At 34.5% G+C, this 25,946-nt stretch carries 27 protein-coding genes; 11 read left to right on the top strand and 16 right to left on the bottom strand.

What is annotated here, in order from left to right; translation table 11 throughout:
* Window positions 1-80: 80 nt before the first annotated feature.
* The 5 genes from CQA66_RS06910 to CQA66_RS06890 all read right to left on the bottom strand — a co-directional run bounded on the left by CQA66_RS06910 (window position 81) and on the right by CQA66_RS06890 (window position 4,164).
* Window positions 81-644, bottom strand: coding sequence for an RBBP9/YdeN family alpha/beta hydrolase (locus tag CQA66_RS06910; RefSeq protein ID WP_104762239.1), 564 nt, complete (start codon window positions 642-644; stop codon window positions 81-83).
* A 336-nt stretch (window positions 645-980) separates the two neighbouring features.
* The gene (locus tag CQA66_RS06905; protein ID WP_104762238.1) at window positions 981-1,925 is read right to left on the bottom strand and encodes a thiamine pyrophosphate-dependent enzyme; all 945 of its coding nucleotides are present in this window, start codon (window positions 1,923-1,925) and stop codon (window positions 981-983) included.
* A 35-nt stretch (window positions 1,926-1,960) separates the two neighbouring features.
* Window positions 1,961-3,184 (bottom strand): 2-oxoacid:ferredoxin oxidoreductase subunit alpha, encoded by a 1,224-nt coding sequence (locus CQA66_RS06900; RefSeq protein WP_104762237.1) that lies wholly within the window; start codon window positions 3,182-3,184, stop codon window positions 1,961-1,963.
* Between the two features lie 2 nt (window positions 3,185-3,186).
* Entirely contained in the window at window positions 3,187-3,591 is a 405-nt protein-coding gene (locus tag CQA66_RS06895; RefSeq protein ID WP_104762236.1) for a 4Fe-4S dicluster-binding protein, read from the bottom strand.
* A 12-nt stretch (window positions 3,592-3,603) separates the two neighbouring features.
* A complete protein-coding gene (locus tag CQA66_RS06890; protein WP_104762235.1) occupies window positions 3,604-4,164 on the bottom strand; it encodes a pyruvate flavodoxin oxidoreductase subunit gamma in 561 nt (186 codons plus the stop codon).
* Between the two features lie 704 nt (window positions 4,165-4,868).
* Here CQA66_RS06890 and CQA66_RS06885 point away from each other — a divergent pair.
* The 3 genes from CQA66_RS06885 to dnaK all read left to right on the top strand — a co-directional run bounded on the left by CQA66_RS06885 (window position 4,869) and on the right by dnaK (window position 8,197).
* Window positions 4,869-5,684, top strand: a complete 816-nt coding sequence (locus CQA66_RS06885) for a heat-inducible transcription repressor (RefSeq protein ID WP_104762234.1) — start codon at window positions 4,869-4,871, stop codon at window positions 5,682-5,684.
* A 78-nt stretch (window positions 5,685-5,762) separates the two neighbouring features.
* Window positions 5,763-6,284: a nucleotide exchange factor GrpE gene (gene grpE / locus CQA66_RS06880; RefSeq protein ID WP_104762233.1), complete on the top strand. Its 522-nt coding sequence runs from the start codon at window positions 5,763-5,765 to the stop codon at window positions 6,282-6,284.
* A gap of 23 nt (window positions 6,285-6,307) precedes the next feature.
* Complete coding sequence (gene dnaK / locus CQA66_RS06875) at window positions 6,308-8,197, top strand: molecular chaperone DnaK (RefSeq protein WP_104762232.1); 1,890 nt, start codon at window positions 6,308-6,310, stop codon at window positions 8,195-8,197.
* 348 nt (window positions 8,198-8,545) lie between these two features.
* Here dnaK and CQA66_RS06870 read toward each other — a convergent pair whose 3' ends face one another.
* The 7 genes from CQA66_RS06870 to CQA66_RS06840 all read right to left on the bottom strand — a co-directional run bounded on the left by CQA66_RS06870 (window position 8,546) and on the right by CQA66_RS06840 (window position 15,425).
* The gene (locus CQA66_RS06870; RefSeq protein ID WP_104762231.1) at window positions 8,546-9,319 is read right to left on the bottom strand and encodes a glycosyltransferase family 25 protein; all 774 of its coding nucleotides are present in this window, start codon (window positions 9,317-9,319) and stop codon (window positions 8,546-8,548) included.
* Between the two features lie 332 nt (window positions 9,320-9,651).
* Window positions 9,652-10,998 (bottom strand): FAD-dependent oxidoreductase, encoded by a 1,347-nt coding sequence (locus CQA66_RS06865; RefSeq protein ID WP_104762230.1) that lies wholly within the window; start codon window positions 10,996-10,998, stop codon window positions 9,652-9,654.
* A 29-nt stretch (window positions 10,999-11,027) separates the two neighbouring features.
* Window positions 11,028-11,816: a metal ABC transporter ATP-binding protein gene (locus tag CQA66_RS06860; protein ID WP_104762229.1), complete on the bottom strand. Its 789-nt coding sequence runs from the start codon at window positions 11,814-11,816 to the stop codon at window positions 11,028-11,030.
* Between the two features lie 37 nt (window positions 11,817-11,853).
* Complete coding sequence (locus CQA66_RS06855) at window positions 11,854-12,105, bottom strand: hypothetical protein (protein ID WP_104762228.1); 252 nt, start codon at window positions 12,103-12,105, stop codon at window positions 11,854-11,856.
* A gap of 9 nt (window positions 12,106-12,114) precedes the next feature.
* On the bottom strand, window positions 12,115-12,936 hold the full coding sequence (locus CQA66_RS06850) for a metal ABC transporter permease (RefSeq protein WP_233707645.1): 822 nt from the start codon (window positions 12,934-12,936) through the stop codon (window positions 12,115-12,117).
* A 66-nt stretch (window positions 12,937-13,002) separates the two neighbouring features.
* On the bottom strand, window positions 13,003-13,773 hold the full coding sequence (locus CQA66_RS06845) for a phosphocholine cytidylyltransferase family protein (protein ID WP_104762227.1): 771 nt from the start codon (window positions 13,771-13,773) through the stop codon (window positions 13,003-13,005).
* The gene (locus tag CQA66_RS06840; protein ID WP_104762226.1) at window positions 13,770-15,425 is read right to left on the bottom strand and encodes an ArnT family glycosyltransferase; all 1,656 of its coding nucleotides are present in this window, start codon (window positions 15,423-15,425) and stop codon (window positions 13,770-13,772) included. Before CQA66_RS06840 ends, CQA66_RS06845 begins: the two co-directional genes overlap by 4 nt.
* Before the next feature lie 174 nt (window positions 15,426-15,599).
* Between CQA66_RS06840 and CQA66_RS06835 the strand changes: the two genes are divergently transcribed.
* Both CQA66_RS06835 and CQA66_RS09310 read left to right on the top strand, forming a co-directional pair.
* Window positions 15,600-16,118, top strand: coding sequence for a hypothetical protein (locus CQA66_RS06835; protein ID WP_104762225.1), 519 nt, complete (start codon window positions 15,600-15,602; stop codon window positions 16,116-16,118).
* A 100-nt stretch (window positions 16,119-16,218) separates the two neighbouring features.
* Window positions 16,219-16,392: a hypothetical protein gene (locus CQA66_RS09310; protein WP_181882252.1), complete on the top strand. Its 174-nt coding sequence runs from the start codon at window positions 16,219-16,221 to the stop codon at window positions 16,390-16,392.
* Between the two features lie 31 nt (window positions 16,393-16,423).
* Here the strand turns inward: CQA66_RS09310 and CQA66_RS06830 are convergent, their stop codons facing one another.
* On the bottom strand, window positions 16,424-17,290 hold the full coding sequence (locus CQA66_RS06830; RefSeq protein WP_104762224.1) for a metal ABC transporter solute-binding protein, Zn/Mn family: 867 nt from the start codon (window positions 17,288-17,290) through the stop codon (window positions 16,424-16,426).
* 140 nt (window positions 17,291-17,430) lie between these two features.
* Here CQA66_RS06830 and def point away from each other — a divergent pair, with 140 nt between their 5' ends.
* Both def and rpmB read left to right on the top strand, forming a co-directional pair.
* Complete coding sequence (gene def, locus CQA66_RS06825; RefSeq protein ID WP_104762223.1) at window positions 17,431-17,952, top strand: peptide deformylase; 522 nt, start codon at window positions 17,431-17,433, stop codon at window positions 17,950-17,952.
* A 60-nt stretch (window positions 17,953-18,012) separates the two neighbouring features.
* Window positions 18,013-18,207, top strand: coding sequence for a 50S ribosomal protein L28 (rpmB, locus tag CQA66_RS06820; RefSeq protein ID WP_104762222.1), 195 nt, complete (start codon window positions 18,013-18,015; stop codon window positions 18,205-18,207).
* 252 nt (window positions 18,208-18,459) lie between these two features.
* On the opposite strand, the gene CQA66_RS06815 is transcribed toward rpmB, so the two are convergent.
* Entirely contained in the window at window positions 18,460-19,137 is a 678-nt protein-coding gene (locus tag CQA66_RS06815) for a YggS family pyridoxal phosphate-dependent enzyme (protein ID WP_104762252.1), read from the bottom strand.
* 152 nt (window positions 19,138-19,289) lie between these two features.
* Between CQA66_RS06815 and pseI the strand changes: the two genes are divergently transcribed.
* The 4 genes from pseI to CQA66_RS06795 all read left to right on the top strand — a co-directional run bounded on the left by pseI (window position 19,290) and on the right by CQA66_RS06795 (window position 24,267).
* A complete protein-coding gene (gene pseI / locus CQA66_RS06810) occupies window positions 19,290-20,396 on the top strand; it encodes a pseudaminic acid synthase (protein WP_104762221.1) in 1,107 nt (368 codons plus the stop codon).
* A 136-nt stretch (window positions 20,397-20,532) separates the two neighbouring features.
* Window positions 20,533-20,850: an ATP-dependent Clp protease adaptor ClpS gene (locus CQA66_RS06805; RefSeq protein WP_104762220.1), complete on the top strand. Its 318-nt coding sequence runs from the start codon at window positions 20,533-20,535 to the stop codon at window positions 20,848-20,850.
* Between the two features lie 8 nt (window positions 20,851-20,858).
* Window positions 20,859-23,405 carry an AAA family ATPase gene (locus CQA66_RS06800; RefSeq protein WP_104762219.1) on the top strand — a complete coding sequence of 849 codons (2,547 nt, stop codon included), beginning with the start codon at window positions 20,859-20,861 and terminating at the stop codon, window positions 23,403-23,405.
* 223 nt (window positions 23,406-23,628) lie between these two features.
* Window positions 23,629-24,267 (top strand): tetratricopeptide repeat protein, encoded by a 639-nt coding sequence (locus CQA66_RS06795; RefSeq protein WP_233707643.1) that lies wholly within the window; start codon window positions 23,629-23,631, stop codon window positions 24,265-24,267.
* A gap of 50 nt (window positions 24,268-24,317) precedes the next feature.
* Here the strand turns inward: CQA66_RS06795 and CQA66_RS06790 are convergent, their stop codons facing one another.
* Window positions 24,318-25,235 carry a pyrroline-5-carboxylate reductase dimerization domain-containing protein gene (locus tag CQA66_RS06790; protein ID WP_104762218.1) on the bottom strand — a complete coding sequence of 306 codons (918 nt, stop codon included), beginning with the start codon at window positions 25,233-25,235 and terminating at the stop codon, window positions 24,318-24,320.
* A gap of 31 nt (window positions 25,236-25,266) precedes the next feature.
* Window positions 25,267-25,935 (bottom strand): amino acid ABC transporter permease, encoded by a 669-nt coding sequence (locus CQA66_RS06785; protein WP_233707642.1) that lies wholly within the window; start codon window positions 25,933-25,935, stop codon window positions 25,267-25,269.
* Window positions 25,936-25,946: the final 11 nt, after the last annotated feature.

Below are 25,946 nucleotides of genomic sequence, written 5' to 3'. Positions count from 1 at the left end.
TATATTTCCCTTAAGACTAGACTTAATAGTTTTAGAGATAATTGTCTAGCGATTTTTGTTGCTTGTTTAGTTTATGTGCCTTAAGAGTTGTTTGCAAAGAAAAATGTGAGTTGATGAAAAAGTAGTGGGAAACTTGTAAAGTTATCATCTTGCATAAAGTGCCCTCCTGTATCTGTTTGGATAAAAGTTGCCCGTAGATTCTGTGCAAGGATTTGACTTAGCTGTGTTGGCACAATGTTATCATTTCGTGCTGAAATTACAAGTCGCTGGGCTGTGAGCGAACAGAGCTTGTTGTACTCAAGATTTATATTCATAAAGTGATTAAGCTGCGGGAGACTGTCTAGGCTTTTGTCAAAACCAGAAACAAGGATGATTCCACCGATTTGTGTTCTTTCTTGCAATATAGAAAGAAATCGTAAGGTTGCAATGCAGCCAAGACTATGCCCGATGAAGTATGTATTTTTGTCGATATTTTTTACCTCGCTTTGTAGAGTAGAATCCCATTCCTCTGGTATAGGATTTGCAGCATTTGGCATAGCGGGGATATAAGTAGAAACGTGTTGCTTGGAGAGTTCATCTCTTAGCCACATAAACCAATGTTTTTGTGGATAGGCTTCAAAACCATGAACGATGTAGACTTGCATGTTATTCCTTTATGAGTATTTAACGTGTTGTCAATCAATGAATGACTTGAGGTTGCTTTTTATAATAGCCTCAATAAGAGCGAAATTATAAAATATTTTATTATACAAACTCAAATTCTGTTAAATCTAGCGTTTCTAGTTCATCGTAGTTTGATAAGTGTCGTAATCTAATACGTGTTAGATTTTATAATTATGTTGTGTGGTTTGGTTGGTTAATTGCTGTGTGGATTCAGTAAATATTGCAGTATTACGTTTGTGTCTAATCCTATTCTCATGTGGAATGGATAGGATTATTGCAAACGCAGAATCTTTTTGGAATCCCGTTTGTTCTTAAAGTTATAGTTTTGCTTCTTCTCGCCTTTGAAGCATTTCCCATCTATCGTCTACATCTTTTTGGAATTGTTCGATAATATGTTCATTTTCTGGCTTGAAGAGGTGTTTAAAGCGACCTTGTGCTGCAAGATATTCTCTTACTGGAATAATTTTTTTAGGTCGGTAAGTGATACGTAACTCATGTCCATTGACAATTTCATAGAGAGGAAAAACGAGACTTTCTACTGCTAAATCACTCATTTCAATTGTGTGATTTGAGTCGAATTTCCATTCAGTTGTGCAAGCACTCATCGCGTTGATAAATGTCGGACCTTCTGTATCGATAGCTTTTTTGATTTTTGCATTCATATCTTTCCATTTATTGGGGGCTACTTGTGCAACATACGGGCTGCCATGGGCTGCCATTATATTAAGTAAGTCTTTCTTTTTTTGCTTTTTACCGTAACTTACTCTTCCTGCTGGAGTTGTAGAAGTGCTTGCCCCGAGCGGCGTAGAACCGCTTCGTTGTCCACCTGTATTGGCATACACTTCATTGTCAAGGCAAATATATGTGAAGTCATGCCCTCTCTCAAAACATCCACTAATAAATTGGAATCCAATATCATACGTTGCGCCGTCACCACCAAATGCTACGAATTTTGGTTTTTGCCCTGTGTATCTACCTTTTTTTTCAAGTGCCTTATACATTGCTTCAACACCACAAATAGCGGTTGAACCGTTTTCAAAGCCTATATGGATCCAAGGAACATTCCATGAGGTATGTGGATACACTGCAGTAGAAACTTCCAAACAACCAGTGGAATTTCCAATAGCAAGCGGTCCATCCACAGCATTTAATACTTCACGTACAATCATACCATGTGCGCAACCAGGACACAATAAATGCGCGCCTTCGAATCTTTCAGCGGTTTTGCTAAATTGTTTGAGATTTTTAAATTCTTTTGTCATTATACTTCCTTTAGAATCTTAAATTTATATATTCACTATTCATGGAAACCCATTGTTTGACCACGTAGACAAATCCATTGTTGTGTTTTATGTGTGAGTTTCCCAGCTTGTACGTCTGCTGCTAATTCCTCATAGATAGCAATAATATCTTTCTGTGTTAAATCTCTTTCGCCCAAACCATAAATGTAATTGGAAAGAATTGGATTCTTATTGTTTGTGTGATAGATAGCCGGAGCGACTTCATTAAACATAGCACCCATAGCACCACCCGGAGAAGATTTATCCATAATAGCTACTGCCTTTATATTGCTGAAAGCTTTTCCTATTTGCTCGTAGGGAAAAGGACGTAAGACGTGAAGAGTAACAACACCAGCCTTTACGCCTTTTGAACGCATGGCTCTTGCTGCGATTCGCGCGGATTCTGCGGTTGTGCCGATAGCAAATATTGCTACTTCAGCGTCTTCCATATCATAGCTCATAACAGGCTTGTATTCACGTCCTGTTTTTTCTTTAAACTCTTTAAAGACTCGTTCAATAATTGGCATAGATTCCATTATTGCGGCGTGAAGTTGTGCTTTATGTTCGTAGTGCCAATCTTCTTCTGCTTGTACGCCATAAGTAATTGGTTTACTAAAATCTAGCATTGCATTCTTGACTTTGTATTCACCAATGAATTTATAGGCTTCTTCATCACTTAATGGACGAACATTTTGTGCAGTGTGCGAGCTTAGGAAGCCATCTTGATTAACAATTGTCGGTACTCGCACATCATAATCTTCAGCGATTCTAAAAGCCATTAAGTTAAAATCATACGCTTCTTGTGGATTGCATGTACACAACTGAATCCAACCCGCATCGCGACATAGATACATATCAGAGTGATCGCCATGGATATTGAGCGGGGAAGCTAAGGCACGATTGACAAGATTTAAAACAATAGGTAATCTCATCCCGCTTGCTTGGTAAAGTACTTCAACCATTAAAGCTAACCCTTGTGAGCTCGTAGCAGTAGCAACTCTACCCCCAGCTGCTGCCGCACCAACGCAGCCACTCATAGCGGCGTGCTCTGATTCCACTAGCACGAATTCTCCATCAACATAACCGTTTCCCACAAAACTACCATAATCTTGCACAATAGGAGTAGATGGCGTAATTGGATATGCTGCCATTACATCAATTTGTGCTTGTCTTAGTGCGTGGCTTGCAGCCATGTTTCCGTCCCATACCTCAACATCTTGTAAGTCATAAACTTTTGCCATGATTACTCCTTAGACTTTTTTTGTTTAGTTGGCCATTGATTAATTGCGTCATTGACATTGACAAAGTCCTGATACATAATAAGAGATTTTGGATTTGTCGGGCATACATTTGCGCATATTCCGCAACCTTTGCAATGCTGATAGTCTACACCCGTCATTTTTTCATCGCGTACTAAAATTGAACTATCTGGACAGTAAACCCAACATTGATAGCAATTAATGCAATGTTGTGTGTTGTAAATAGGTTTTTCTGTTCTCCAATGAGCCACACTAAGAGTATAAGAACTATATTCTGTATATTTTCTCTCTTCTTGATGTAAGTTAAGGCTTTTTTCTCCTTCTGTTTCAAGAGGGAGGACAACTGCGCCCGGAAGTAAATCATTCCAACCTTTAGTGCTATTTTGCATGATATTCCTTTCTTATTGTACTTCGTCATAAGCTCTTTGAATGGCGAGCATATTTGCATCGATAATTTTTTGAGGAAGTTTTTTCCCCAAAACTTTCTTAAAAGCCTCTTTAAATTCTTCAATACCAAGTATCCCTGATTGCTTGATAAACGCACCAAGCATAGGCGCATTAGGAATGGGTTTGCCTAGAGTCTCTAAGGAAATTTTAATGCAATCTACAATATAGAATTCTCTATCTTTGAGTTCTGGTTTTTTTTCTATGAGCTCTTCTTTGCTTAAATGTGTTGTGATAATGTATTTTGTTGTCGGCTTTTCATTTTCAAAAATATCTGCGATAAAAGTAAGTCCTGGGTCTATGACTAAAACATAATCTGGTTCCATGTATTTTTCATGATTGAGAATAGGTGAATCATCAAATCTGTCAAATGCTGCCATAGTTGCACCTCTTTTTGCAGAACCATAAGTTGCAAAGGCTTGTACTTCTTTGCCTGTACCAGCAATCACATCGGCTAGTCCTTTTGCACCCGTTACGGCACCTTGTCCAGCCCTACTATGCCATCTGATTTCTAACATTAAATCTTCTCCTAAATTAAGTAATGGGTTAAATGTGTGTTTTACTATACTTCAAATATCGATTCAATATACATTGATAAGTATCAAGTAATATTTGCCTGATAGTTATGTATGACGAACTTTCTATTGAGTGACGTTTGAGATTCTTTATTCAAAATAGCTAAAACATTGTCTGCTATTGCATTGGAGTTTATTCAATTAAAGTTACTTATCGATAAAGCAATGCAATATTGTAGAGATTTACGTAACAAAATAAAACAACAAATAATAGGCTTCGCAAGGTAGGCAAGCAGCTAAACTATCTTTATGCTTTATTAAGAACTTAAATCTGTTTGTATTGTATCCTAAATAGTTAATGTGTTGCTATTTTTCTACACTCTTATAAGTGAAGTGGCAATTTTACGGTGTAGAAAATACACATAATATTTCATTTTTCTTTAATAAATTATAGAAGACATTATGGCTTTATATAGGCGTTATTTGCATCGATATTTGAAGTTTGATTAGGTAGCAATCAATGAAGTTAGTAAGTATTATTTGATTAAATAATATAAATAAAATTTAGTAATAAGTATTAGTAAATTTTATATAGTAAGACTAAACTTTAAAAGAAATTAGCAATTTTTATTTATAAGTGCTAAAATTTATTTACTTTTTATGATATAATGCTAGTCATAGTTTTATTGAAGTTAAGGGCTATTTCTATGAGTATTAAGAATAAGTTGCTTATAGGTATTATTCAAGAATATATTAAAAGCAAAGAGCCGATTGGTTCTGAATTTCTTAAATCACAACAAAATTTCAATGTTTCTTCTGCAACTATTAGAAATTATTGCAAGGTATTGGAAAAAGAAGGTGCTTTATTTCAACCGCATACAAGTAGTGGGAGAATTCCTACGCATACCAGCCTTTCTTCTTATTGGAAAGAAACATTACGTTCTTTTATTGAGAGAGAGTTAGAAACAACTATCTTGCAAATAGCAGATCTTAGTAGACGTTATGAGGTTTTTTGTATCACGATTCCTAAAGAAAGTAATGTGTTGGAGAATGTCGTTAATGTTGAGCAAACTTACTTAATCCTTGAGTTTAGCCGCAATGAAACAGTTATAGGCTTTTCAGAGAGGCTTTCACGTTTTATTAAGACTCTTGTTGGATTGGACGTACAAGACATCATAAAAATCGCTAGTGCAGTAGGAGCAAGAGAACTCAAGGAAAAGCTCTTGTGTTTAAAGCAATTTGATTTTAATTTGACGAGTTATCGTTATGGTAGCGAATTTTTGAGGGATATAGCTTTTGGAAATGGGGAGGTTTTTATGGATTTTTATAATGCGTATGCCTTGTTGAAATATCAAAATGGTATTTATTTTAATATTTTGCCCAGTGGTTATTTGACAATCATTCATGATATTTGTTATTTAGATCAACATAATGGACAAAAAAATAAAGCAAGAATGTTATGCGCGGGAAGTTTGTTGGCTGATTATAGGAGTTTTTATAAAGAATTACATACAGGAAACTAGCTTTATGGTAGATTTATGGATTTTTTATAAAGATTCTTTGGATGTAAAGAATCTAATGCTTAATATTTAAGGAGCAACATGCAACAAGAAGATATACAACAAGAGGATTCTCAACAAAAACCACAAGAAGAGTCTTCGACAGACGAACTTCAAAATGAGGATGTTTTGTTGCGACAAAAGATACAAGAATTAGAAGATCAATATTTACGTGCATACGCAGATTTTGAAAACGTAAAAAAGCGGCTTGAAAAGGATAAATCTCAAGCCCTAGAGTATGCGAATCAAAATATACTCAAGGATATGTTACCTGTTGCAGATACGCTTGAAAAGGCTTTAGAATCTGCACAAAGCATAGAAAATGGAGAAAAAATTGCAGAAGGATTAAAACTCACAATTGATAATCTTCATAAGGTTTTTAGTAAATATGGTGTGGAGGTGATAGAGGCAGATAGTGAATTTAATCCTGAGTTGCATGATGCAATTATGCAAGTACAGGATCCAGAGAAAGACAACGGACAAATTGCACAAGTATTACAAAAAGGTTACATTTATAAAGAACGAACATTGCGAGCAGCGATGGTGAGTATTGTAAAAAACTAATTTTATTAAAAGGATATTGAAGTATGAGTAAAGTTGTAGGAATTGATTTAGGAACAACAAATTCGGCGATGGCGGTTTATGAAGGTAATGAAGGCAGAATCATTGCAAACAAAGAAGGAAAGAATACTACCCCTTCGATTGTTGCTTTCACAGATAAAGGCGAGATTCTCGTTGGCGAACCTGCAAAAAGACAAGCGATTACAAATCCACAAAAGACTATTTATTCTATTAAACGAATTATGGGATTGATGTTTGAGGAAGATAAGGCGAAGGAAGCCGAGAGGAGATTGCCCTACAAAATCATTGATAGAAACGGAGCGTGTGCGGTTGAGATTGCCGACAAAATTTATACTCCGCAGGAGATTTCAGCCAAGATTCTTATGAAGCTCAAAGAAGACGCAGAGGGTTATCTTGGTGAGGCAGTAACAGAGGCTGTTATCACTGTGCCGGCTTATTTCAATGATGCACAAAGAAAGGCTACTAAAGAGGCTGGCGCAATTGCTGGATTGAATGTTTTAAGAATTATTAATGAACCTACTTCGGCAGCACTTGCTTATGGACTCGATAAGAAAGATGCAGAGAAAATTATGGTGTATGACTTAGGTGGCGGAACATTTGATGTGACAGTACTTGAAACTGGAGATGGTGTTGTAGAAGTGTTGGCTACTGGTGGTGATGCTTTTTTAGGTGGTGATGATTTTGATAATAAAATTATTGATTGGGTTGCCGAAGAATTTAAAAATGATGAAGGGATTGACTTAAAAAATGATGTTATGGCATTGCAAAGATTAAAAGATGCAGCAGAGAATGCTAAAAAAGAGTTAAGTTCTGCTACTGAAACAGAAATCAACCTTCCTTTTATTACGGCTGATGCAAGTGGACCAAAGCATTTAGTTAAAAAACTTACACGGGCAAAGTTTGAAACACTCATTAATCATCTTATCGAAGATACAATTAAAAAGATTGATGGAGTGATTAAAGATGCAGGCTTAAACAAAAGTGATATTAGTGAAGTTGTTATGGTTGGCGGCTCTACTCGAATCCCTAAAGTGCAACAAAGAGTTAGAGAATTTATCGGTAAAGATTTGAATAAGTCTGTGAATCCAGATGAGGTTGTGGCTGTTGGTGCAGCGATACAAGGTGGTGTTTTAAAAGGCGATGTGAAAGATGTATTGTTGCTTGATGTAACGCCGTTAAGTCTTGGAATTGAGACATTGGGCGGTGTGATGTCAAAAATTATTGAAAAGGGTACGACAATTCCCGTAAAAAAATCACAAACATTTTCTACCGCTGAAGATAATCAACCTGCAGTTTCTATTCAGATTTTTCAAGGTGAAAGAGAATTAGCGAGGGATAATAAAAAGCTCGGTAATTTTGACTTGCAAGGGATTCCGCCTGCTCCTAGAGGCGTGCCTCAAATTGAAGTAACGCTTGATATAGATGCTAACGGTATTCTTACAGTGTCAGCTAAGGATAAAAACACAGGTAAAAGCCAAGAAATTAAAATTACAGGTTCAAGCGGATTGTCTGAAGAAGAAATACAGAAAATGGTCAAGGATGCAGAGCTCCATAAAGAAGAAGATTCCAAACGCAAACAAGCTATTGAATCGCGTAATCAAGCCGACAATCTTATCTATCAAGTAGAGAAAAGTTTAGAGGAAATGCGCAAAGACGAAAATAAGGGTAAAGTTGATGAAAGTATCCTTTCTGAAGTAGAGCAAACTAAAGAATCCTTAAAAGAAACTCTTAAGAATGTTGATGCGTCAAAAGAAGAAATAGTTTCTAAGATTAAGCAAGTTAATGAATCTTTCGCTAAGCTTGCTAGCGCACAGAGTGCCACAGGAAATACACAATCAAATACTAGCAGTGCCAAGAAAAAAGATGATGATGTAATTGATGCGGAAGTTGTGTGATTTCATTTGAGTTTCTCAAAGATTCTTAGGGGCATACAAATTTCTTCATGGTCTTGCTCCAAGATTACCTTGCGAGATGATTCAAAGATGTTAGAGGGGCATTAACCGATTGTCTGAAGAAAAATACAGAAAAGAATTTGGTTTTAATTTGTATAAACCCATAAAAACCTATGAACTAGCAACTTTTGATTGTCGGTATAAAGGTTATTGAATTATGTATGAAAGTCTTGAATCATGCTGCAATTCTAAAGGATAATGGCTTTATGCGTGAGCTATTAGAGCACCAAACGATTAGCATACTATAAGAGATTCTAATCTTCTGACTCGCAAATATGATTTATGATTAAGTTACCAATGGGTTTTGATTGTAAAAATATGTTTTACAGCAAAACAGATCGTTCGCACTTGTCGATAGATTCTATGTAATTCACGTACTATCACAAATTTTTTATAACGGGTTTTATCTGCCTTGTTTTGTATTTGGTGTTCTGGTTTCCCGATAGTTGATATTTTATCTAATTCATTAAGAGTAACAAGTGGACGTATATAGACCATTTCTATAACGCCGTGTATAAAAGAATGCGATAAATAATAATCAACTGCTAGATAAATTTTCTCCGCATTTTTGATAAGCTTTTTTGCAGCATTTGGAGTAATATAATATCCCATCATGCCAAGTATAAGCGGGTGACCAAAAGCAAATTTATCGTTTACTAAAAGCATTCTGCGAAACGTACTCCAACAAAAACGTACATATTCATAAGGGCATTGTGCTATATCTTCTGCTCCACTTCCTAGATATGCAGTGAAATCCACATCGTCTTCTATAATAAACAGGGCAGTATTAAGTTCTACGCATTTTTCCCATAGCGTAAAATGCGAAAAAAAGCATGCGAGCTCATTTTCTCTTACATCGCGTGCTTTCCATACCCATGCAAGAAAACGGTTGTAACGTTGCATGAATCCAGATTCTCTTACATCTTGGGGTGTTTTTGCCTTAAAGAAATGAAAGGTGATTTTATCTTTGTAATCGGGATTTTGTTCTTGCCACATTGCAATATTTGTTTGCATTTTTTCACGTCTATCTAAGGATTTCTCAAGATTGATGATAAAAAATTGCATAATTTTCCTTCGTGAAATTCAAATGTATCGTTCTACAAATTATATTGTAATTTTCACTGTTTGTAAGAATCAATGTTTTTGTGTAGTTTCAATGATACAATGCGATTGAAAATTCATTGAAATCGATTGGGTATTTCTGCAAGTTATGATATTAAACAATGAATGACTGAAGTAGCTAGTTACAAATCGCTTTGGTATGCGGGCAATGGGCTTTTGTGATTCTTAATAGAATCCATTATAGTTATTGTGATAATAACAAGTTATTAAATAAACTTAAATTATCTACAACAGAAATATTTTTGCTGTAGATGCCATGCAAAATTGTGGTAGCACTATCGTAATTCATCCGGTGAAAGTTCTTGTAAGAATCTTTCTTTCTCTAAAGTGGCATTCAAATATTCTACGATTTCTTCAGAATCAATGAGTGCATTATGTAGGCATGACGTAGCACCAGGAGATGGTGTCATATTGAATGTTAGTCCTTTGCCTGTACGTATTTTCTTTTCACCCAATTCAAGCCTTTTGGTTGTTCTATCAAGTACTTGCGGACGTACTTCCCCATAACCTTGAGCAAAGGTAATGTCTTCTAGTTTCAATGAAGGAATGATTTTTTGGGCATCTTGTATAAACAATCTTTTCCCGAAGAAAGGCAAGTGAAAAGCAATATTGCGTAGAATATAATTGCGAATTTCAGCGTCACTAATTAAGTTATATGTTGCTTTAAAAACATCTAAATGTAGATCTAGCTTGAGTAAGTCTGGACTCAATACATCAAAGAAATGTTTACTATTCTCTAGTCGTAGAGTAGCCAATGCTGTTGGTCCAAGACGAGTTTTACCTTCTACAAAGACATCGGGGTCGCCATGTAATGCCGCAAAAGGAAGTTTTGGATTCTGTACCCCATAGACTTTACCATTGAGTAGCTTAGGAGTGAAGTAAAATTCACCACCCACAGGGAGACAACCTAAGTCAAGCCCATATCCAGCCTTTTGTGCGAGAGGGAGAGAATACGATCCTGCATCTACTAACACAAACTTCGCATAGATTTCCTTTCCGTCTTTGCCGAGAATGGAATAACCGGTATTTTTTACATTAATTCTTTCAACGTGAAAATTTAAAAATATCTCATTTTGTGGTTTTTTTTGCTTTGCTTTTTGCACGAAATATTCACTTAATGATTCGTAATTAACGGCACACCAGTCAGAATCAAATCCTGAAGCAACAACATTTTCTGGTCTATCTAGTCCATTTTTCCCTTCAATAACTTTCGGTTCCATGACTTTAATTTGCTCTTTAGTATAGAACTGCAGTCCGGGGAAAATATCTTTAAAAACTTCGTGTCTTTTGGTCATGAAGTCGCATTCGATATCACCTACACCTATGGCAATTTTTTGCATGTTGAAAATCATTTTATTTTGTAAGTTTTCTTTTAGCATAAAATTTCGCACTTTGTTTGCTGCAATCCGCACTTTGCTTGCTTTCTCTGCGCTGTAATTTGTTTCAATTGAACCATCGTGTATGGTTTGAGAATTTGCTTTATGACTTGAGCTGATTTGGGCGAGTTGAGACTCTTTTTCTACAATCGCTATTTTTTTAATATTACTATATTCGCTTAATGTATAGAAAGTAGAGCAACCGCTAACACCACCGCCTATAATAACTACATCAAATTCATTCATTACAGTATCTCCTCAACATAAACATATCATTATGTGTGTAATTTTGTATCATTCTTAAATTTATAGGAATTGCTTATAAAATCTTGAAAAATATCTATCTCACAAATATGCCCATCTTTATTTAGAGTAATAGGTGGAATATCGTGACTATACACAGCACGGTTGATGTGCAAGATTCTTGTCGCATACTCTAAGGTGATAGGAATATCATGACTAATTGTAATTATAGTATGAATTTTGTTAATTGCCTTTAATAGTTTATAGATTTCAGTTTGTGTTTGAGTATCGATGTTTGAAGTTGGTTCATCTAAAATTAGTAATTTTGGATTGCCATTTATTGCTCTTGCTATAAGAACCCTTTGAATCTGCCCTCCACTTAGTTCGCCAATTTTTTTGTATGCAAGTTCATATATTCCTAATTTATCTAAGATTTCTAGTGCTGCTATTCTCTGTTGTTTTTTTAATCGGAATCCAAATAATCGATTTTCTAAAATACCCATTTCTACAACTTCTATTGCTGTAATAGGAAATTGCAGATTGATTTGCGTATTTTGTGGCACATAACCTATATCTTTAGGAAAGCAGAACAAATCAGGGTTAGGATAAGAAAGAGAGCCTGTGTAATCTTTGATTAACCCTAATAGCAGTTTGATAAAAGTTGTTTTTCCACCGCCGTTTGGTCCTATGATTCCCAGAAACTCTTTATCAAAAATGCTAAAGTTAATATTTTCAAAAATTTTTTCTTTATTGTAACTAAATGAAATATTTTTCCCTTGGATAATCATATTTTTGTCAATGTTTGCCTGCCTATTGCCCATAACTTAGCCTTGTATTAGGAAGAATTAGCGGTAAATATCATGATTCTTTGTGGATTATTGTTTCTTTAAGAATTTTTATTTGTTGCTCTAATTCATTAACTTTTCTATTAGTGCCTGCAACGCCACCTGCTACGGTAAAGAGAATGCTAAGATTTAGCACAACAAAAAATACGCAAATAAAGCCCAAAATAATTGAAACTTTGAAAGCATTTCTTACAATTTTTTTTTGTGATTCTAATTCACTTTTGCAGTAGAGTATATCTTCTGTTTTGTAATCATTTGTAAGCATATTATTCCTTTAATGTGAAGTGATTTTATAGAGAGTTAAAGATAGAATCATACTAAATACTGCTATAAGCGTAATACTAGCCCCGGGTGAAATATTGTAGTGATATGCAGCCCATAATCCTAGCAACATAAAAAAGAAAGCAAGCACACCTGCTACTAGCATTTGCGCCCTTAAAGTACGTATGAAAAGATTGGCGATATAGGCTGGAATTGAGAGTATGGCTAGTACGAGAATAAGCCCAGAAATTTGCATGCTTAATACAATGCCAATAGCAATAAATATAAAGATGATATTAGTAAGCAATTGGACTTTAATATTTTTAAGGAAACAAAATTCATAGTCATAACTAATACTCAATATTTCTTTGTAATACAGACAAACAAAACCAAATAACAAACAATCATAATAAAAAATAAGCCACAACAATTCTTTATCTATGCTAATAATTGAACCAAATAAATAAGATTCTACATCAGCATTTACTTGTGGGGATAAATTGAGGAAAAGCACACCAAGAGACATTCCAAAAGCCCATAATACCGAGTTAAATACGTCGATATAGTGATGATAATGTTTTTTAACAATTGCTAAACAAAAAGCAACAAAAAGCGCGCTAAGGCTTGCGCCTAACAATACGGAAAAACCGCAAAAAATAGCTATGCCTATACCACCATATGCACAATGCGCTACGCCACCACCAATAAAAACAATATTATTTGATACCAATAGGGACCCAATAATTCCAGCAATAACGCTAATAAGCACAATAGCAATAACGCTGTATTGTAAAAAGGTATTTTCGATAATTGCTGCAAGAAAACTTTGTGTCATAAAATGTCCATAATATCTTTTATCATTGATAAGTACTTCATGATATTGAAGAGAGATTCTTTTGATTTAATCAGATTTTATGTTGATATTTAAATCATTACAGCTATCTATTTCGCACCAGTTGCCATAAATATTGACTCCATAGACATTATGAAAAGTGTCAATTAAAAGTTGTAAAAAACTTGTCATATACATATTTGCATAATCTTTTCCATCATAGATTCTTTGTTTATCCAGATTTTCATAGTAATCTACCATATTCTTTAAGAAGTTCCAAGAGATTTTGAATAGCCCAATATATTGCCCCTCTATTTCAGTGGAGTGTTGCGGCTTTTTTCCTATTTCAATGATTTTATCATCTTGCAATTTTAATGTTTCCGCGTCACTTAGGGGATTATCAAAACGTTTAGACCAGAGTTTATGCCAATCTTTATCAATGACAACACAGAGTTCTTTATCTGCGGCTACTAGTTTATTAACTGTATCGCTGAAATAAACAATATCGCTATATGACACTATAACGTCATGTTGCTGTTGTGCGCATTCAAAGAGCCATTGTTTTGCGCAAAATAATGTTGCGACCATATTTGTAGAATCAAATTGAGGGTTTTGGTAGAATGTCTGCAGCAAATCATACTTTTGTTGTAAATAATGTTGCAAAATAGCAAATTTATAGCCGCCAACGATAGCAATATCTTTGATATTGGCTTGATATAATGCTTCAATTTGATAGTCAATGAGTTTTTTACCTTGATATTCCACCATACATTTAGGCTTGTCTTTTGTGAGTGGCATAAGGCGAGAGCCGAATCCGGCTGCTAAAATAATTGCTTTCATTTTGTTCCTTTAATGAAATTTTTGGCTATGGTTAAGTTTCTATATTGTGTGATTCTGTAATGCAGAAATAAATCACTATTGTCTTTGTAAAAAGAATTTGGCATGATGATTGTCTTATGAGTATTTTGCTCGTGGTTTTTTTGTAACGCTGTTGCTAATTCTTTTCTGTTTTTGTAGAATCTGAATTTTCCTTGTGAGTAGAATTGTGCCGAGTATGAAGGATAGTCTTGTACGAAAAGCAATGCGGATTCTTTATCCCAAAGCTCTATGAGATCCTTTTGATGTCTTGTTGCGACAGAATCTAATCTTGGATAGATGAGGAATAGTGTAAATAAAACAATTATAGTGGCTGGTAGAATCCAAATTTTTACACTGAATTTGTTATTCAGACCAAAAATGAGAATACTTAAAAAGATGCTAAAGGCTGGCAAACTTGGCAATACATAAGCTTCTAAGATATTCCGAGAAAAAGAAAAAAATATCAGCGGAGAGAGAATCCAACTAAGCAGATAAATACATTCGTATTTCTTGTGTAAAAAGAGATTTACAATAAATGATATTTTTTGTTGTACGGTGTTCCATTGTTTTAATGGTTTTTGTTGGCTTTTACGTTGAATAAACAGGCGAGCCATCATATAGAGAAAGACGAGACTCCAAGGTAAGCAAGCCCATATCCAAAAAAGCCAAATCATACCAAGCGGTGTTGCATGGGCATTGCCATACTTATCGCCTTCCCAACCACTTACTAAAAAACGATTAATATGCTCACCTACAATGAAATATTCCAAGAAACCTGGCGTTGCCATTTCGCTCAATATATACCACGGGACGGCTATGAGACAACTTAATAATAATCCGCGTAAGATATGGAAATTTTTAAATGTTAGAGTAAATGTATGAGATAATAATTCGGGATTTTGAGAATCTTGAGCATAGAATCTAGTGTTATGAGCTTTTTCCCATTTTTGTAAAAAATAATATATTATTATCCACATAAATAAAGGGAAACCGACTAGAATCATTATAAGTGGTCCTTTTGCAAGCAAACCTAATCCCAATCCTATGAAAAAGACATATCCCCAAAACGTTGCTTTGACGTTGCTTTGACGTTGCTTTGAAAAACGAGAATCTTGAGGAGAAGAGTCTTGAATGACACATCGCCAAAATCCCACCATACACATCATCACACAGAGCAATAAAAACATATCTGTCATTACTGCACCAGACGCAATGAATCCTAGTCCAGAGGAAAAGAAAACAATACAGCTAGCAAGCGGATAAATATTTTTAAAATTATTGGTTTGAGAATCTTTGTAATTGCAACGTGGATATAGCCATGTAAAAAATAAGATTCCGATACATAATGAAGCAAGAAAAGGGGCTAGTCTCGCTCCGAACTCATTAATGCCAAATATCTTCATTGTAACGGCACTAGCCCAAAAAGATAGAGGGGGTTTCCCCCAAAATGGGACATTATAATCGTAGTAAATTGTTACCCAGTTATTTGTTTCAAGAATTTTGCGTGACATTTCTGCATAGCGGGCTTCTGTTGTATCCATGAGGGCATAGAGTCCAAGCGAGATTAAACGTATGATAATAATAAAAAATAATAGAAAAGATAAAAGTCGAATAAAACGTTTGGTTATGAGCATGTGAATATCCCCTAACTGCCTTGAAAGCACTTCATTATAAATTGTAACATATTTAATTAAGGATTTTGGAGATGGGAGATGTTGGATTTGTGTGTTTATTTTTAGAATTAAGAATCATTGACAAACCAAATGAATATACAGTATAATGAAACGATACTTGGAGAGGGTGCGATTATGAGAAGAAGTTGTGTAGGTATTGCCATATTGCTTATGATGTTTGTGTCAGCTTTCGCAAAAGAAAAAGATTCTTTACCAATTTATCAGGAATTGAAATTGAAGCTTTATCAAGAGCTTTATCCTCAAGGGACATATGATATGCTAGACCAAGAGCAAAAACAGACGTTCATCCAATCTTTAATAAGCTCAAATAACGGGATAGATACTTATGTTTTTCCCGATAGAAGTATAGAGGAAGTGTATCGGGCATACAATAATGTACATACATCAGATAATTTCGGTCAAAGTGTTCTTCATAAAGAATTACCTAAAACTAATAAGGCTTTCAGAAAGGATTCTACAAAAGATACTTTAGGGTATGTGCTCATGTATATCTGGAAGAATCAAAACTCTTTAAATATTACAAATGTGAGGTTACAAGGAGAAAAGCTTTGTGGCAAAGAGACTTTAGATTTTGAGCAAAACAACAAAGAGACAACGCTTAAAGTAGGTTTTGAACAGTATTGTTTTGAATAGTGTAATTGACTAAGAAAGTTTAAAGATTATTGAAATATCTACCTATTAACTTTTTGCAATTAGAATATATCCTTTCATGTTTTTATTGTGAGGAGTGGTAATGGTATACTTGCAGCTAGCCGCAATTTTTGTTGTTTTAGTAGCACTTGTTATAGTTGTGTTTTGGATTTTGGCATTTTTACTCCCAATATTAGTATGGTTAATTGGTATTGGCGTTGTTGTTGCCTTAGTTGTGTCTTTTGGAGTAATGATTTATCAGGAATTGACATCTTGATACAAAGTTGAAGAGAATCTCGTCTGTTTCTTTATGGTATATAGCTTTTGCTAATTTCTTTAAAAATAGATTCTAAATTTTCTAAATAGTTGGCATCAATAGGTTTGATAATAATTATTTCTGCACCTATTTCTCTAGCTAGTGTTTGTACGTCTTTATTTTTGTGTTCGGCAAATATACGTTTGATTTGTAATTCTTTCCCTTTTTTAATCAATGCTAGCATGTCAGCGATTCCATATTTTTTTCCGTGTTGCTCTAATGATAGCTCTTCTAGCCCATATTCATGCGCAAATTTATCTAGGAAAGGGTGATAAATGATAAAATGTTTATTTGGCATTTGCTTGATTATCTCTGAAATTGTTTGTTGCGTGGATTCTAATTTTTGCAATAGTTCTACAAGATTGTTTTGATAGAATCTTTTATTATTTGTATCTAATTCACATAAAGTTTCCGTAATAATTTTAGCAATATGTTTTGCATTGGCAAGGCTCGCCCATAGGTGATGCATGGATTGTTGTTGCAGTCTTTCTTGTAACAACAATAATTGTATATTTTTATTTGCACTTTGCATTCTCGGAATCCATATTTTTTCAAATGGCATGCCAATGCCGATAAATAGTTCCGATTGTGCAATGAGATTCATAAGATTAAAATTTGGTTCATAACTTTCTGAATCTTTATTGGTAGGAATGATATTTGTCGCTATGGCTTTTTCTTTTGCGATTTCTTGTACAAAGAAATTTAGTGTTGCGATACTTGTAGCAATGTGTATTGGTGTTACGCGAGTCGTGTTTGCCCAAGCAATATGATTCAATACGACAAAGCTTAATAAAATACTCCAAATACATATTAGATTTGGTTTATCAATGAGATTGATTCTTGTGTTATTTCTGCACATTGGAGATCCTTAAAGAGTGGGAAGTCATGATAATTTTAACAATTTTTTATGAATCTCTCATCTTGCAAATAAATTATTTATTTTAAGATAGAATTTGTTCTGTATATTTGCGAGATTCTAAGTTGAAGTGAGGAGATAGTATGGTTTTAGAGGTTATACGTTATCCAAATAAAATATTACGGCAGGTTTCTAGTGAAGTAGTAGATTTCGATTCTGCATTGCATTCTTTTTTAGATGATATGTATGATACCATGATAGAACGTAGGGGAGTGGGAATTGCTGCTATTCAAGTTGCGCAACCTCTACGTGCTTTGCTCGTGAATATTCCTCGAGACGATGATATTCAATATAGGGAAGATTTGTTAGAGGTGATTAATCCAGAAATTATTCAAGCAGAGGGTGTAATTATGTGGAATGAAGGGTGTTTGTCTGTTCCAGGATTCTATGAGGAAATCCAGAGATATCAAAAAATTGTCCTACGTTATCAGAATCGTGCGGGCGAAATACAAGAAAGGATTTTTCGGGATTTTATGGCAGTCGCTTTACAACATGAAATAGACCACTTAAATGGTATTTTGTTTGTAGATAAACTTTCTTTGCTTAAACGTAAAAAGTTCGAAAAGGAACGTAAAAAAATAGAACGTGAGCACGTAGACATATAACCTTAAGTGTCTTGTAAGTATAAATAAAATATAATTAACTTATTTATTGAGGAGTTATCCATGGCAAGAAGATGTGATATTACAGGTAAGGGTGTTATGGTAGGGAATCATGTAAGTCATGCTAATAATAAAACCAAGAGGAGACTACAGCCCAATTTGCGTTCTATCAGAATCAAGAATGAAAATGGTGAGAGTTGTAGAATTAAGGTTGCCGCTTCCACTCTTAGAACTTTAAAGAAAAATCGTAAAAAATAGATTATTAAATAAATGCAATATGACTTTATGAAAGCTTGTGCGTAATTGATAAGTCATAGCAATGGTACACTATACATTTATTTTTATTTTGTCATTTGTTAGAATCAAGAATGATTGAATTGTTGCTTTGTTCTATTATATATAATATTAATATATGGTTGTATTGTCAGCTATTTTATGTTTTAAGCATTATTGTAGAATCTTGCGTTTATTATAAAACAACATGCAACTATCTTAAGACGTGTTTTGTATTTAATCAGAGGCTTTGAATATTTGTGAACCTATACGTAAACAATTACTACCTTCAGCAATCGCGATTTTGTAGTCATTACTCATTCCCATAGATAGTACTTTGGCACCGTGTTGTTGGAGACGATCAAATAGGTTGCGAGTAATATGGAAGCTTTTTGCTATAAGATTTATTTCTAATCTATCTTGGGTGTGTGCTCCTATGCACATAAGTCCGCAAAGCTTGATGTTTGGACATTGTTGCTGTATTTGTAGGTATGATTCTATAGTTTGTTCTGGGCTAAAACCCTGTTTGCTTGTTTCATTTGCGCTATTAATTTGTAAGAGTGCCTGCAATATCGCTTTATGTTTTTCTAGTTTTTTTTGCAATATGTTTGCTAGTTCAATTGAATGCAGAGAGTGTAGCATTGTTGGTTGTGTATTAATAAGCATATTGATTTTGTTGATTTGTAATCTACCTATGAAATGCCATGCAATCTTACTTTCTTGATGATTCTGTATAATAGGTTTTTGCGCAATATTGAGTATGGAATCCAAAGCTGTTTTCTTTTTTACTAAGTCTTGTACTTTATTTTCTCCAAAATCTTTTACTCCAGCTTGATAGGCTTCTTGTATATCTTGTTGTGTGCTATATTTGCTTACTGCTATAAGTGTAATTTTCTCTTGTATGCCATAGCGCATTTTTACATCATGAATAGATTCGAGGACGTTATGCAAATTTTTTGCAATATGGCAATTTGTTATCATATTGTTTTATTCCTTAGAATTTAGGGTAATAGTTTGTTATGATTATAACAAAACTTCCAGAGTTCATTTATTGTAGGTGAGTAAAAATGCTACATAAAACACATTCCCCTTTCATTGTTGCTGAATTAAGCGCCAACCATAATCAGAAGATAGAGTTAGCATTACAGAGCGTAGAAGCGGTTGCGAAAAGTGGCGCACATGCGATTAAAGTGCAAACTTATAAGCCGAGTTGTCTAACTTTGCAATGCTATAATGATTTTTTTCGTATTAAAGAAGGATTATGGCGCGATAAATATTTATGGGAGTTATATCAAGAGGCACAAATGCCTTGGGAATGGCATGCAGAAATTTTTGATCTTGCAAAATCATTGGGGTTAGTTGCCTTTAGTTCACCTTTTAGTGTTGAGGGTGTAGAATTTTTAGAGAAACTTGATTGTCCAATTTATAAAATCGCTAGTTTTGAAATAATGCACATTCCCTTATTGAGAGCAGTCGCACAAACAAAAAAACCCGTTGTTCTTTCACTCGGCATTGCTAATGATAAAGAGATAGAATCTGCTTTAGAGATTCTTAGTGAGAATGCAAGTAGGACGATTTTGTATTGTATTTCTGCTTATCCTGCGGACATGCGAGATATTGAGCTATTTCAGATGCAAGTTCTTCAAGAAAAATGGAAAGATTATCATGTAGAGATTGGAATATCTGATCATACATTGGGTGTAGTTGTGCCAATCGTAGCGACAATTTGTGGAGCAAAAATGATAGAAAAACATTTTATTTTAGATAGAAATCTAGGTGGTGTAGATAGTTGTTTTAGTTTGAATCAAGAGGAATTTAGAGAGCTTGTAAGGGGGGTACATGATGCACACACTTTAGGAATGAATTTGCCTTTTTATTCTAAGGGTATGGGTATTTTGAGTCAAGATTCTAGGTTTGCATTACTTGATAAGAAGACAGCGAAAACGCACGAAAAGTCATTGTCTGGGGAAAACAAAAAAGGTAGAGAGTTTGCTCGTAGCTTATTTGTTTCACGTGATGTAAAAAGAGGAGAAAAACTTTCTTTAGAGAATATCGCTTGCGTAAGACCCTCAAACGGTTTGTCACCGTTGTTGCTAGATTCTTTGTTGGGCAAAGTTTTTAATCAAGATATAGCATGCGGAACACCTTTGCAAGATGCGCATATTCTATTGTAAAATTACAACAGGATTAAGTAGAGAGAAATACAAGATTATTGTATAGACAACAAATTTTTTATAAAGTTATTAGTAAAAATATCTATATTTCTAAAATGTAGATAGAATAGAATACAAATTTTCAATAGGGGCGAACATGCAGGGCAAATATTCCGATTCTAATGAAGTGATTTCTGATACATTTAATGAAGTAGAGTTGGCGACTCCCAAAATGCAAGAAATTACTATTTTGAATGATGATTATACAAGTATGAATTTTGTGATTAGATTGCTTATGTATATTTTCGATAAAAGTATGATAGATGCCCAAAATATTGCACAATATGTTCATAACACAGGCGAGGGGAGTTGCGGCATTTATCCTTATGATATAGCGGAACTTAAATATGCTATGGCAACTAATTTTATTCGAGATAATGGCATGCCCTTACGATTGATTTTACGTGATGTTTGAGGGTTTTTATGAGTAACACAAATAAAATTAACGAAAACTTGGGATTTATTTTACAAAAGGCATTAAATTTAGTTGAAGAATTGCATCAAGATATAATGACCGTTGAGCATGTTTTTTATTGTTTGCTTGAACATTCATTGGGAGGAGAAATGGTTGCTGCTGCTGGTGGGAATATTGGAAATCTTATGGAATCTACTGCCATGTATTTAGATAAATACATTCCCAAAGCCAAGCAACTGAAACAATTAGGAGGACCTCATCAAACTCTTGCATTCTCGCGCGTATTTGATCAAATGATTATTCATGCTCAATCTGCCAATAAATCTATTATAGGTATTGGTGATTTTCTTGTGGCTCTTATGCGGGAAACAGATTGTTATGCCACTCAACTTTTACGAGCACAAGGTGTAAATGTTGATGATATTATGCGTATTGCCGTAGAGTTTGATGAAGAGGAAAAGGATAAAGATAAAATCTTAAAGGGCACTTTTAGTAATCTTGAAAAATATGCAAAGAACCTCAATAAGATTGCCAAAGAAGGCAAAATCGATCCGCTTATAGGAAGGGATTATGAAATTAATCAAATTGCACAAGTATTGTGTAGGCGCAAAAAAAATAATCCAATTCTTTTAGGTGAAGCAGGTGTAGGTAAAAGTGCCATAGTTGAAGGGTTGGCTTTAAGAATTGTGCAAGGAAATGTTCCTAAAAAATTGCTTGATAGTGTGATTTATGCCGTAGACGTAAGTTCGGTTATAGCGGGTACAAAATATCGCGGAGAATTTGAAACTAGAATTAAGAAAATACTAGCAGAAATCGAAGGCGATGAACATACTATTATTTTCTTTGATGAGATTCATATGATTGTGGGTGCTGGACAGTCTCATAGTGGCAGCATGGATTTTTCAAATCTATTGAAACCCATGTTGAGTTCAGGAAAACTACGTTGTATTGGGGCAACCACAATAAATGAATATAAAACATCTTTTGACAAAGATAAGGCATTGGCGCGTAGATTCACACAAATTAAAGTTGAAGAGCCAAGTGAAGAAGAATGTTTGCAGATTATTCAAAAAATTGCGCCTATTTATGAAAAGTTCCATAATGTTTCTTACGAAGAAGATGCTTTAAAGGCATGCGTAACGCTTTCCGCGAAATATATCAGTGAAAAGCATTTGCCAGATAAAGCTATAGATTTGCTTGACGAAGCTGGAGCAAAAGCACAATTAAATGAATATAGATTTAAACAGCAAGAAAATATCTATTCTATGTTTGCTACAAACGAAATAAATGAACATGGTAATTCTAAAGTATCGCAACAAGATTCACACAATCATACAGAAACCGTTTTAAACGAACAAGCACCATCTTTGCAGAGCAGTTCTAAAACCCATAATGTTGATAAAAATGTAACATTAACACCATTGGAGGTAAAAGAGCTTGATACAACAACAATGCGAGGCTCAAAGATTTATGGTCATGATTCTTTGCGATCGGCTGATAATACTTTATTGCACAATACGTATACTCAAGATTTCCAGACAGATTTTATGAAGCATACCCATAAAGTTATTACGCAACAGCATATTGAATCACTTATGGCAGATATTACTAATATTCCAAAATCTACAATTAATGCTAATGAGAGCACATTACTTAAAAATTTGGAGAAGTCGTTAAAGAAACGTATTTTTTCTCAAGATTCGGCTATTGAAAAAATTGTAGAAAAAATCACAATCAATAAGGCCGGATTGAGTGAGCTTCATCGTCCTATTGCAAGTTTTCTTTTTACTGGTCCTTCGGGCGTAGGTAAAACAGAATTGAGCAAAGAGTTGGCAAAGACTCTTGGTATAAAATTTGAACGTATTGATATGAGTGAATATATGGAATCACACAGCGTTAGCAAGCTTATTGGTTCACCTGCAGGATATGTTGGTTATGATGAGGGTGGATTATTGGTTAATAAGATACGCATGAATCCGCATTGCGTTTTATTATTAGACGAAATGGAAAAAGCACATAGTGATGTCTATAATATTTTGTTGCAGATTATGGATTCTGCTGTACTTACTGACAATCAAAATAACAAGGCAGATTTTAAAAACGTTATTCTTATTATTACAACAAATGCTGGGAGCAAAGAGGGCAACTCTATGGGATTCCTTGATACAACAGCAAATCGTGCTGATAGAGCCATTAAAGATACTTTTAGCCCTGAATTTCGTAGCAGACTCGATGCAGTGATTCCATTTGCGCCACTTAGTATCGCGGATTTGCAAAGAATTGCAGAAAAATACATCTCCGATATGAATGTTGCTCTGATAGATAAAAATATTACACTTAAGTTACTTCCTAAGGCGGCAAAATTTATTGCCCAAAGTTCTATGGATACATCTCTTGGTGCAAGGGAGATTAAGAAAATTATTGATAGTGCAATTAAGTTGCCTTTAAGCAAAGAGATTCTTTTTGGTGGATTGCGTAAAGGTGGAGTAGTGCACATTACATTGAAGAAGGGTGAATTGGTTTTAGAGATTCTTAATAACAAAGTTGCAGCCTAATTTGATAGTCAAATGAATGTCAATATTCTTTAGCTATATTGATTTCAAATATGATATTGCTATTAATTCAGGCTACGGCGGAATAAACTTAAGGATAAGAGAACCTAGTGGAAAATGTCAAAGTCTTATAGCATTGACTTAAACGTTAGTGTCAAAGCAACACATAATTATATTATGTATTATGTCGATCTCTTTAGAGAAATTGCAATGAGAGCTTTTGTAGATGGGAAAAGTGGGAATTACCTCTATAATGTTATTTTATATGATTGTTTGTTGTGCTCAGATTCCAAAATTCCTGCAACATACAGAAAGAGAATTAGTTGTGAAATGCGCTAATTATCATTTGCATTCCTGTGAACGATTACTTAGTCAAGGTGTCCCAAATTTAGCATCTTGTGATGTGCGTACTGAATGTGAATTTGTTGGTTGGCTTTATGCACAAGTGCAAGAGTATGAATTGTCTTTACCTTATTTATATAAGGCATGTAGGGCGAATCATCTTGAAGCTTGTGATAAGTTGGGTATTAGTTATCAAAGGTTAAATAACTACAAAAAAGCTAAAAAATTCTATAAGCTTGGTTGTGATAAAAACTATGTAAGCGCATGTTATAATCTTGCAACATTATATTATGAGGGGCTGGGCGTGCGACATAATTATGAATATGCCAATATATTATATAAACAAGTTTGCGATTCTAATGAGGGGATAGGTTGTTTGCATTTGGCTATCTCTTATGCAAAGGGACATGGTGTCATCAAAAATATTGAGAAAGCACGTGTTTTTTTTGAGAAAGCATGCACATTAGGCAACAATGAAGGTTGTAATTTTTATGATGCCTATCAAGAAGAAAATCAACAATAGTTTTTTGGTTTTACCACGCGTATTTCTTCATAGGTTTTGCTTGTTAAGGTTTATGGTTTATCTGAATCTTGCTTGCTATGTGCCTTTTCTACTGCTTTGAGCAATGCCCTTGTAATATTGCCCTGTATCGCATGTTCATCACAATGCAATAATGCTTTAGCGGTTGTGCCATTAGGGCTTGTAATAGAATCTTTAATTTCTTGCGGTGTTTTTGTATTGAGGAGTTGTGCTATTCCCTCAAAACTTTTTTGTACTAATTGCTTGCTTGTCTCTAAATGTAGCCCACTACATACCCCTGCATTGATGATTGCTTGAGCCACAAGCGCAAGAATGGCTGGACTACTTCCGTTTGTTGCGATGCTTGCATGTAATTCTTGTTCATTTTGTACAAAAATACAGTTGCCAAAGCTTGTTATGAAATTCTCAATTATAGTTTTCATTTTAGGTTCTTGCATTTTATCAATATAATGTATATTTGCGTTTTGCCCAATCAGAGAATCAAGCACTTCCCCGGCTTTTTGAATACTTTGTGTTTTGGTGTTATTTTGCCATAGAACCGCATTTGAACTAAGTCCTATGGCAGCGCATATATTTGGCATAATCATTACATAATGGTCTGAGGAAATATGTGATTTGAGCTCTTCTAAGCCTATACCAGCTAGGACACTATAGAGAATCTGCGCATGCCCATTAAACGAAAAATCTCTTAAGTTGTAGGGTTTACATGCAAGGAGAATAGCTCGTTTATCGCATTGGACTTGTAGAGTTTTCTGTAAAATAATATCTTTATCTCTAATAAATTCGCATTGCTGTTTGGCTAGAAGGGATTCAAGCCACGATTCTATTTTGTGAGGGTTGCGACCCACAATACGTATTTTTTGAATATTTACGTGCGTTTTGCTTTTTTGTAAAAGCCCTTGTAGAATTGCTTTTGCCATATTGCCATAGCCTATGATAGTAAGTTCCATAGTAGTCCTTTGTAAAATTTCTTTGTTGCAACTAATTATATATTCTTTTGCAGTATTTCTCTAATGCCATGAAAATAAAACTTAAGGGTAGAAGCATAATGAGATAAGCTACAATCAGCAAAAATAATGCCTCATTAGTTTGGCTATAAATGCCTATGATTTCTTTGGCTATTGCCATTATATCTGGTAGGGCGATAGCACCGACAATTGACGTTTCTTTGATTAAAAAAAGTATATTTGCACAAATTGCTGGCATAGAGACCCCTATGCTTTGTGGCAGAATAATAAATCTTAGAATCTGCAATCGGCTAAAACCCAATGAGAGTGCTTGCTCTATTTGAATCTTATGCACTTGTTGTAGTCCCAATCGAAATGATTCAGCCATATAGCTTGCTCCAAGGAAAATAACACCAAATATCGCACACCAGAAGTTTGAGATATTTACCCAAACGCCTAATCCAAAATATAAGAAAAAGAGTTGAATAAGCAAAGGTGTGTTACGTGATATTTCAATATAAACACGTGAGATTCGATATAAATAAGGAATACGGTAATACAAAATTATGGCAAGAAAAAACCCAATAAAAGTTGCACCTAATATACCTATTGCTGAAACTTGAAGTGTCAATAAGAATGCTTTCCAAAAGATTGGTAAAATAGAATAAATAAAATCAAAGTCTAAGAGTTCTTGAAATTGCACCGTCGTACCTT

It is taken from the genome of Helicobacter aurati (genome assembly GCF_003364265.1).
GTDB classification, from domain to species: Bacteria; Campylobacterota; Campylobacteria; order Campylobacterales; family Helicobacteraceae; genus Helicobacter_A; species Helicobacter_A aurati.
This window is presented reverse-complemented; position numbering and strand designations above follow the sequence as displayed.